10 protein-coding genes are annotated in these 8912 nt (G+C 62.4%); 4 read left to right on the forward strand and 6 right to left on the reverse strand.

What is annotated here, in order from left to right; all coding sequences use genetic code 11:
* The coding region (locus AB4Z11_RS13875) for an antibiotic biosynthesis monooxygenase family protein (protein WP_442025834.1) at positions 1-244 on the reverse strand (244 nt) is incomplete at its 3' end.
* The gene (locus AB4Z11_RS13880) at positions 241-1326 is read right to left on the reverse strand and encodes a cytochrome P450 (RefSeq protein WP_442025835.1); all 1086 of its coding nucleotides are present in this window, start codon (positions 1324-1326) and stop codon (positions 241-243) included. The genes AB4Z11_RS13880 and AB4Z11_RS13875, both read right to left, overlap by 4 nt.
* Before the next feature lie 76 nt (positions 1327-1402).
* Here AB4Z11_RS13880 and AB4Z11_RS13885 point away from each other — a divergent pair, with 76 nt between their 5' ends.
* From AB4Z11_RS13885 to AB4Z11_RS13900, 4 genes are read left to right on the forward strand one after another with little or no spacing between them, the layout of a single operon-like run.
* A complete protein-coding gene (locus AB4Z11_RS13885) occupies positions 1403-2095 on the forward strand; it encodes an ArsR/SmtB family transcription factor (protein ID WP_442025836.1) in 693 nt (230 codons plus the stop codon).
* Between the two features lie 60 nt (positions 2096-2155).
* The gene (gene lepB, locus AB4Z11_RS13890) at positions 2156-2830 is read left to right on the forward strand and encodes a signal peptidase I (RefSeq protein ID WP_442025837.1); all 675 of its coding nucleotides are present in this window, start codon (positions 2156-2158) and stop codon (positions 2828-2830) included.
* Positions 2827-3555, forward strand: coding sequence for an ABC transporter ATP-binding protein (locus AB4Z11_RS13895; RefSeq protein ID WP_442025838.1), 729 nt, complete (start codon positions 2827-2829; stop codon positions 3553-3555). The genes lepB and AB4Z11_RS13895 overlap by 4 nt, the downstream gene beginning before the upstream one ends.
* Positions 3552-5882, forward strand: a complete 2331-nt coding sequence (locus AB4Z11_RS13900; protein WP_442025839.1) for a CPBP family intramembrane glutamic endopeptidase — start codon at positions 3552-3554, stop codon at positions 5880-5882. The genes AB4Z11_RS13895 and AB4Z11_RS13900 overlap by 4 nt, the downstream gene beginning before the upstream one ends.
* 72 nt (positions 5883-5954) lie before the next feature.
* Here the strand turns inward: AB4Z11_RS13900 and AB4Z11_RS13905 are convergent, their stop codons facing one another.
* From AB4Z11_RS13905 to AB4Z11_RS13920, 4 genes are all read right to left on the reverse strand, one after another.
* On the reverse strand, positions 5955-6542 hold the full coding sequence (locus tag AB4Z11_RS13905; RefSeq protein WP_442025840.1) for a TerD family protein: 588 nt from the start codon (positions 6540-6542) through the stop codon (positions 5955-5957).
* A 2-nt stretch (positions 6543-6544) separates the two neighbouring features.
* Positions 6545-7246 carry a TIGR00266 family protein gene (locus AB4Z11_RS13910; protein WP_442025841.1) on the reverse strand — a complete coding sequence of 234 codons (702 nt, stop codon included), beginning with the start codon at positions 7244-7246 and terminating at the stop codon, positions 6545-6547.
* The gene (locus AB4Z11_RS13915) at positions 7243-7818 is read right to left on the reverse strand and encodes a TerD family protein (RefSeq protein WP_442025842.1); all 576 of its coding nucleotides are present in this window, start codon (positions 7816-7818) and stop codon (positions 7243-7245) included. Before AB4Z11_RS13915 ends, AB4Z11_RS13910 begins: the two co-directional genes overlap by 4 nt.
* Before the next feature lie 84 nt (positions 7819-7902).
* Positions 7903-8912: DUF475 domain-containing protein (locus AB4Z11_RS13920; protein WP_442025843.1), on the reverse strand; the 1010-nt coding region annotated here is incomplete at its 5' end.

An 8912-nucleotide genomic window follows, 5' to 3' on the forward strand; every position in this document is an offset into this window, starting at 1 on the left:
GCGCATGGCGTCCGGCCGATTGCGCGGAGCGATGCGCTTCCAGCTGGCGCCATTGCGCGACCGCCGCTTCATCGCGGAAGAAGGACAGCGACAGCAGCTTGTCCGGGTTGTTCAGGCTCTGGAAGCGCTCTATCGAAATAAAGCCATCCACCTGATCCAGCAGTGGCCGCAGCGAGGCTGCGATATCCAGGTACTTCTGCTTGCCCTCAGCATGCGGCAGCACTTCAAAAATCACGGCAATCATTCCACCTCCTCAAAGAATTCAGGAATACGCGCATTCACCGATGCGCGATAACGCCACTGCATGCGCGGCAAGCCGTCCTGCAGTGCCTCAATCGCTGCCGACGCTATCGCTTCCGCCATCGCCTGGCCCGGACAAGCATGCGGGCCATGGCCGAATCCGAACACGCGCCCCTCAGCGCGCGGATCGCGGCTTGCCGCAGCCAGCACCAGCAGGATCACCTGCCCTTTTTGCACGCGCACACCACCGATGCCGGCATCTTCGGCCACAAAGCGGCGCGTGTTCTGCACCGGCGGGGCCATGCGTGCGACGTCACGCACCAGCGAGGCTGCATTTACAGGCCACGAGGCGCCGCGCTGCAGCGCGACGACCGTATTGCCTATCAGGCCCGCCGTTGCTTCGTAAGTCTGCGACAGCAAACCAACAAGATTCGCGAGTATCGCATGATCGTTGTCCCAGCCGGCTTCCTCGGCCTCATGCACCACAGCCTCCAGCAGCGATCCGGCACGGGGCGATTGTAATAGCGCGCGGAAGGCATCCAGCAACTCCAGGCTCGCGCCGTGCGCCGCCGCAATCTGCGCGGCGCTGCTCAAGGGAGACAGGCATGCCACGAAACGTCCCAGCCACCACGCCAGCGCCGGCAGTTGCGCATCGTCGAAACCCAGCAGGCTGGCGACCGTACGCACCGGCACTTCCATCATCCACTGCGACACACGCGGGGCCGTCATGGGCGTAGCGCCGGCCAGCTCACGCGCGATGCGCGATGCCACTGCGCGGACCTGTTCGAGCGGCACGCTGCCGAGCGCGCGCTGCAAGGCCATTTTGGGTGAGGCATGGCGTTCGCCCTCATTCATGCGCACCAGCGCAGCAAACACTTCGCCCGCGCTGCCGCCGGTAATCGCCGCTGGCACTGGCTCAGCGGGCGGGCGCACGCGGCAAGCGGCATGCGTCATCACTTCCATGACCAGCGCCGGACTGGCCGCAATCCACATCCCTTCGCGCCACACCAGCCGGGGTTCGCGCGCCAGCGCTGCATAGAATTCGTAGGGATCGGCACTGGTTACCGCCGCAACAGGATTCTGCATTTCGATACTCCAGCAAAGTGAAAGAAATTGCAGTATGCTGAAAAACCACCATCAACATTTCGTCCGACACCGAACTATGGATGCACACGCCGATTACCACCTCGCCCGCGTTGCCGGCGCCATCGCCGAGCCGGCACGTGCCCGCATGCTGTGCTGCCTGCTCGACGGCCATGCGCGCACGGCCACCGAGCTCTCGGCCGTTGCTGAGGTCAGCGCCTCTACTGCCAGTGCCCATCTGGCGCGGCTGAAGGACGACCGCCTTCTGGTGCAGGTCGCACAGGGCAAACACCGCTACTACCAGATTGCCGATGCCGACGTGGGTGCGGCGCTGGAAGCCCTGCTGGTGGTGGCGGGCCTGCCGCGTCCACAGTTCAAACCCAATACGCCGGACCGCCTGCGCAACGCGCGCACCTGCTACGACCACATGGCCGGCACCATTGCCGTCCGCCTGCACGATCACTTCGCCGAACAGGGCTGGCTGGCGACCAATGGCGACAACGAATATGCCCTGACGCCGGAAGGCGAACAACAATTCGTGCAACTCGGCCTGGACTTGCAAGCGATGCGCAAGCTGCGCCGGCGTTTCGCCTGCCCTTGCCTGGACTGGAGCGAACGCCGTCCCCATCTCGGCGGTGCACTGGGCGCGGCCCTGCTGCAACTGGCGCTGAAGAAGGGCTGGGTCGAACAGGATCTCGACAGCCGCGCGCTCAGCGTGCCGCCAAAAGGACAACGCCAGATGCTGGCCGCCTTCGGCCTAAGCACGGCTTAAGATAGTGATAAGATGATAAAGCTCTGGACTGTCCAGCTACCCGACCGGAGACCATCGACCATGAAACAGCTGATCCGCGACAACAAGGGCTTTATCGCATTCCTCGTGCTGCTCGGCATATTCCGCACGGCGTTTGCGGACTGGAATCCGATTCCCTCGGCTTCCATGCATCCCAATCTGCTGGAAGGCGACGTCGTATTCGTCAACCGTGTGGCCTACGATCTGAAAGTCCCGCTTACCGACGTATCGCTGACCCACCTCGGCGATCCGCAGCGCGGCGACATCGTCACTTTCAGCTCGCCGAAAGACGGCACGCGCCTGATCAAGCGTATCGCAGCCTTGCCCGGCGATAAAGTCGAAATGCGCGGCGAACGTCTCATCATCAACGGCAAACCCGCGYAGTATTCGGTGATCGACAATGCCACCGAAACGATCGCCAACGTGGGCGATCTGAAAGCGCTGCGCCTGAACGAGAATAACGGCAAGGCCAGTTACAGCATCCAGGTGCTGCCGGAAATCCAGGCCCGCCGCGACTTCGGTCCCGTTACCGTTCCCGCCGACAGCTACCTGATGCTGGGCGATAACCGCGACAACAGCGCCGATTCGCGTTTCATCGGCTTCGTGCCGCGCAAGCTGCTGATCGGCCGCGCCGAGCGCATTCTGGTGTCGGCGGACATCCAGGGCAACTGGGCGCCGCGCACGGAGCGCATCGGCATGAGCCTGCGCCACGAATGATTGAATTTGATGCCCTGAGCAAGCAATACGGCAGCTACCACGCCGTGCATCCACTGTCGCTGACGGTGGGGCGCGGCGAAGTTTTTGGTTTCCTCGGCCCGAACGGCGCCGGCAAGACCACCACCATCCGCATGATGATGGGCATTCTCGTCCCGAGTGCCGGACGTGTGCTGATCGATGGCCTGGACTGCCACGCCCAGGCGGCGGAGGTGAAACGCCACGTCGGCTACCTGCCGGACAATCCCATCTTCTATGATTACCTGCGCGGCCGCGAAATTCTGCAATTCGTCGCCGAGATGCACGGCTTCACGCGCTGCGAAGCGATCGCGCGTGCCGCCAGGCTGCTTGATGAATTCGGGCTGGACGAAGTGAGCGAGGAATTCGCCGTCAACTATTCCATGGGCATGAAGAAGAAGCTGGGCCTGGCCTGCGCGCTGGTGCATGACCCGGCCGTGCTGATTCTGGATGAACCCATCAACGGCCTCGATCCGCGCGCTGCACGCGAAGTGCAGGAACGCCTGATCGCCAGCGCGGCACGCGGAAAAACCATTTTCGTTTCCACCCACCTGCTCGATATGGCGGAGCGCATGTGCAACCGCGTCGGCATCATCAACCGCGGCATGCTGGTGGCCACCGGTTCGGTCGACGAATTGYGCGGCGCCTCCAGCGTCAATAGCTCGCTGGAAGAAGTCTTCCTGAAAGTGACCAGCGAAGCGGAAGCATGATGGACGCTTTCCTGCCCGGTGCCGGACGCGCCTTCTGGTTGCTGTTCCGCCTCCGTGTGCGGCGCATGTTCAATATGAGCGGCATGCTGTTCAGGCGCCGCGCCAAGGGCGGCAAGAGCCGTCCTGCCACAGCGGGAAAAGGCGGCGTGCGCGTGCTGGTCACGCTGATGATGGCCGGCTTCATGACGGCGGCCTTCGTCAATATGAGCAGCATGACGATCCTGAATCTGAACTGCCATCTCGGCGCCGGCAGTTATTGTGACGCTCAGATCACCGCGCATTTGCACGAAGCGGTGGCCGCTGTCGCAGCATCCGCTTTCAGCCCCGCGCTTGCGCAAGGTATCGCCCTGGAACTGGCGGCCCTTGTGCTGGTTGCCATCATACTTCCCCTCGGCAGCAAGGAACTGGCCAATCCGGACTGGGATCTGGAGTGGCTGATCACCCTGCCCATGCAGCGCAATACGCTGTTGTGGGCACGTATAGCGGAACGCGCCATCGCCAACCCGACCGGCTGGCTGACACTATGGCCGCTGTGCCTGATGATCGCCTGGCACTCCGGCTTTCGCTGGACCGCGCCTTTGCTGGCAACCGCGGTCGCGCTCCTGCTGCTCGTCATCGCCGCCGCGGTGCGCACCGTTGTGGATACCGGTCTTCGCTTGCGCCTTGCGCCATCGCAGCTGCGCAATCTGCAGGCCGTGGCATCGGTTGCCAGCCTGCCACTGATGTACTTCGTCATGTCGCTCAGCATGCCGACCGCTGCGTTGACAATGGGCTGGGCCGCGCGCGCGCCCGCGTGGCTGCTCTGGACGCCGGCAGGCCTTGTCGTGCAGGCGCTGAATACGCGCAATGCCGTCCACGCCGCCATCGCTGCTGCGCTGCTGATCGCGCAAGCCATATTGACCGGCTGGGCGTGCATGGTAGTCCTGCGCGCGCTGCTGGCCAACGGTGTCGTCGCCACCGGCTCACGCGAGACAGGCCGCAAGGCCGCAACTCCCTCGGCTGCCGCGACGGCCATCAGCGCCGCGCCATCACGCACCTTGATCGGCACGCCACTACAGCGCCGCGAACTGCGCCTGCTTAGCCGCGACCGCGGCTTCCTCGTGCAAAGCCTGCTTCTACCGGTCATCATCATCGGCAGCCAGCTGATCTTCAACGGCAAAATCGAAAACACCGCCGAACTGGGCGCGAATCCGAGCGTGCTGGCGGCGATGGCGTTCGGCATCGGCGGCTATGTGCTGATGCTGTCGGCGTTTCAGACGCTGAACCGGGAGGGCCAGGCATTGTGGATGCTTTACACCTTCCCGCGTTCCATCGAAAGCGTGTTGAAGGAAAAGGCGCAGTTGTGGGCGGCATTGGCCACCTTCTACCCGCTGGTCATCTTCGGCGTCGGCATCGCGTGCGGCGCGAAGCCGGACGTGCAATTTTTCAGCCTGATGATTCTCGCACTGGCAGGCATTCCCATCTTTTCCATGATTGCCGTCTCGCTCGGCGTGTGGGGCTGCGATCCACTGGCGGAAGAGGCCAGCCAGCGCGTTCGGCCCACTTTCGTCTACACCTATTTCGTGCTGTGTTCCTTTTATACGATCGCTCTGTACACCTCCGAGTGGCATCTGAAGCTTGCCGTCATCGTGCTGATGGCTGCACTGGCGCTCGCGTTGTGGCAGAAAGCGCGCGATGCCTTGCCCTATATGCTCGATACTACCGCGACGCCACCGCCGCGCGTGTCCGCAGCGGATGGCATCATGGCAGCGCTGCTGTTCTTTACTATTCAGATCATTGCCCTGCTGTTCCTGTCCGGCCGCAGCCAGCCGACAATGGGTCATCTGACGTTCGCCTTTGCCATCGCCGGCGGCGTTACCTATGCACTGGCGCGCCTGATCTACTGGCGCTCGCGCACCGCCGGTGTGCCGCGCCTGCTGCCGGCCAGCTATGGCGCCGCAGCGGGATGGTCGCTGGCCATGGCTGCGATCGCGATCGGCTTCGCTGCCGCTTACCTGGCCGTGCTGCGCCACCTCGGCGTTTCCGTACCGGCGCTGAACGGCTCGATCAATTGGATACTGCCGCTCGCCGTACTGGCCGCGCCGCTATTCGAAGAATTCATTTTCCGCGGCCTGATCTTCGGCGGCCTGCGCCGCTCGATGCCCGCCGGCGCCGCCATGTTCGCCAGCGCCGCCATTTTCGCCGTCGTGCATCCGCCACTGTCCATGCTGCCAGTCTTTATCGTCGGTCTCTGCACCGCCGTCGCTTACGAACGCAGCAAGTCCCTGCTCGCCCCCATGCTTACCCACGCTCTCTATAATGCTGCGATGATCGCTTTGCAGATGTAAAAAAACGGCGGCCTGTTGCCAGGACCGCCGTAAGGGAAAGACGCCATGGGAAGCGCCTATGAACGCTTTACATTACAGATGCGTCGCGATTTGCGGCAGCAGCTGGTCGAAAGTGCGGCCTGTGCTGTTTTCGCCGATGGCGTGCATCTTCCATTCGCCGTTGTGGCGATACAGTTTGGCCATGATCTGCGCCGAGTGCGAACCCTGCACGGACAGGTTGAAGCGCGCCACTTCGCGGCCGTCTTCAGCATTCACCAGACGGCAGTAGGCGTTTTCCACCTGCGCGAAAGTCTGGCCGGTGAAGCTGTTCACGGTGAAGACCATGCTGCGCACCTTGTCCGGCACTTGCGACAGTGCCACCGCGATCTGCTCGTCGTCGCCATCGCCGGCACCGGTGCGGTTGTCGCCGCTGTGCACAACGCTGCCGTCGCGGCTTTTCAGCTGGCGGAACCAGACCACATCCACAGGATTATTGGTTTCATCGAACAGGACACAGGACGCGTCCAGGTCGACTTCCGCTGCGCGGGCGCCGAAGCCCAGGCCGAACAAGCCCTTGGTCTTGGCCACATCCCAGCCCAGGCCCATCGAAATCCGGTTCAGGCGACCGCCCGCTTCTTTTTCGAGCGAGATCTTCTGACCCTTTTGCAAATTCACTGACATACTTAACCTCCCTGACGATTGCGCAACAGCCAGCTCGTGAAAGCATCGCGGTTGCGCGAACAGATCAACACCTTGCCCTGGCCGGAGAAGCGCAATACCACGCCTTCGCCGCTGGTCACGCTGTTCACCAGGCTGCCCAGCAGGCCGCCGCCGGAGCGGGTGGCCACGGACAACTCATAACGCAGCCCGGAATCCCAGGCCACCACGTGAGCGTTGTCGATCACAATTTCCTTGCCCGGTTCAACGTCCAGCTGCGACATCGAACCGAATCCGCTCACCACCAGCTGGCCGCTGCCGGCCGTTTCGGTGATGAAGAAGCCACCGCTCTGCCCGAACAGCGCATTGCCCAGGCTTTGCGTACGCACCTTGAGGTCCACGCCGCCAGTGGCGGCGACAAAGGCGCCATCGCTGATCATGTACTGGCGCGCGCCTACGTCGACCACCTGCATCGCGCCAGGCAGCGTCGGCGACAGCAGGCAATCACCGTTGCCGCGCACCGCCTCGATGTGCTGCTGGAAGAAGGACTCGCCGTTGGCAAAGGTGCGCATCAATGCGCTGCCCAAACCGCCGGTCATCTTGCCCTTCAGCTCCAGTGCCGATTCCATCATCACCATGGCGTTCGATTCGCAATAAATCTTCTCGCCCTGCTTCATCGACACATGGAGGAAGGGATCGACGTCCCCGGTAACGGTAAAGACGGTCATACCTTCACGCCGAAGGAGGAAGCCAGTGCGCCCAGGCCGCCTTTGTAGCCCTGGCCCACGGCCTTGAACTTCCAGTCGCCGGCGTTGCGGTACACCTCGCCGAACACCAGCGAAGTCTCGGTCGAACCGTCTTCGGACAGGTCATAGCGGGCGATCTCGCCGTTGTTTGCGCCATTCACGCAGCGTACAAAGGCACGCTGTACCTGGCCGAAATTCTGGCGGCGCGAGTCCGCTTCGTGGATCGTCACGCAGATCGCGATGCGCTCCACATCGGTCGGCACGCGGGTCAGGTCGATACTGACCGTTTCATCGTCGCCGTCGCCGGCGCCGGTGCGGTTGTCGCCGCTATGTGCGACTGCGCCGTCGCTGGACTTCAGGTTGTTGTAGAAGATGAAGTCGAGGTCATTGCGTACTTTGCCATCCACTTTCAGCAGGAAGGCCGAACCGTCGATGTCGAATGCCGCGCCATCGGTCTGGCGCACATCCCAGCCCAGTCCCACCGTCAGTTTCGACAGGCCCGGGGCTTCTTTGCTCAGGTTGACGTTACCGCCTTTTTGCAGACTGATTGCCATGATTTGCTACTCCTTGAGTGTCAGACACCTTGCATGCGCGGCGGGCCGGTGTCTAATAAGCGCGCCGCGTTTCCTTACTCGCCCTTACGCTGCTTGCAGCAGGGCTTTTTCCTTGTTGCGGTGGCGGATCGAAGACCACAGCGAACCTGCAATGAAGGCCACACCAATCAGGCCGGTCACCACTTCAGGGATGTGAAACTTCATACTCGCCAACATGATCACTGCCAGAATGCCGATTGCGTAGTGAGCACCGTGTTCCAGGTACACGTACTGGTCGAGCGTGCCCTTGTGGACCAGGTAGACCGTCAGAGAACGCACGAACATCGCACCAATCGCCAGGCCCAGCATGATGATGACGACGTCGCTGGTGATCGCAAACGCGCCAATCACACCGTCGAAGCTGAACGAAGCATCCAGCACTTCCAGGTAGAGGAAGCCGCCGATACCGCCACGCTTCACCATCTCGCCCACATTGCCGCCACCCTCTTCTTCCTTTTCCAGGAAGCTGGACAGCGCATCCACCGCCACGTAAATCAGCACGCCCCAGATACCGGACACCAGCACGATCAGCTTCTGTGCTTCGTCCACGATGGACAGGCTGCCCAGCAAAATGCCCAGCGCCACCATCACGGAAATCGACGACACTTTGCCCAGCGCGCCGAGCTTGCGTTCGACGTTGCCCAGCCAGTGCAGCTCCTTCTCGTGGTCCAGCAGGAAATTCAGGAACACCATCAGCAGGAACATGCCGCCAAAGGCCGCCACTTCCGCGTGGTGATTCGTCAGGTGCATCGAGAACGATTTCGGATCATTGATCGCCAGCGACCACACTTCCGGTACGCTCAGGTTTGCCGCGACGGCCACAATCACCAGCGGGAACAGCAAGCGCATGCCGAACACCGCGATGATGATGCCCACGCCGAGGAACAGCTTCTGCCAGAAGGCGTCCCAGGTTTTGAGCACGGAGGCGTTGACCACCGCGTTGTCGAAGGACAGCGAAACTTCCATCACGCYCAGGATCAATGCGATCCACAGCGCGGACAGTGCCCCGGTCCAGCCAGTATGTTGGTATCCCCACCAGCCTGCTGCCGCAAGAC

Origin of the sequence: Pseudoduganella sp. RAF53_2, from assembly GCF_052113985.1 — a bacterium.
Lineage (GTDB): Bacteria > Pseudomonadota > Gammaproteobacteria > Burkholderiales > Burkholderiaceae_D > Rugamonas.

What these genes read in the sequence shown, in the direction of transcription:
- AB4Z11_RS13880 (WP_442025835.1), bottom strand. Translation starts at nt 1,326, where the DNA reads ATGCAGAATCCTGTTGCGGCGGTAACCAGTGCCGATCCCTACGAATTC.
- AB4Z11_RS13885 (WP_442025836.1), top strand. Translation starts at nt 1,403, where the DNA reads ATGGATGCACACGCCGATTACCACCTCGCCCGCGTTGCCGGCGCCATC.
- AB4Z11_RS13900 (WP_442025839.1), top strand. Translation starts at nt 3,552, where the DNA reads ATGATGGACGCTTTCCTGCCCGGTGCCGGACGCGCCTTCTGGTTGCTG.
- AB4Z11_RS13905 (WP_442025840.1), bottom strand. Translation starts at nt 6,542, where the DNA reads ATGTCAGTGAATTTGCAAAAGGGTCAGAAGATCTCGCTCGAAAAAGAA.
- AB4Z11_RS13910 (WP_442025841.1), bottom strand. Translation starts at nt 7,246, where the DNA reads ATGACCGTCTTTACCGTTACCGGGGACGTCGATCCCTTCCTCCATGTG.
- AB4Z11_RS13915 (WP_442025842.1), bottom strand. Translation starts at nt 7,818, where the DNA reads ATGGCAATCAGTCTGCAAAAAGGCGGTAACGTCAACCTGAGCAAAGAA.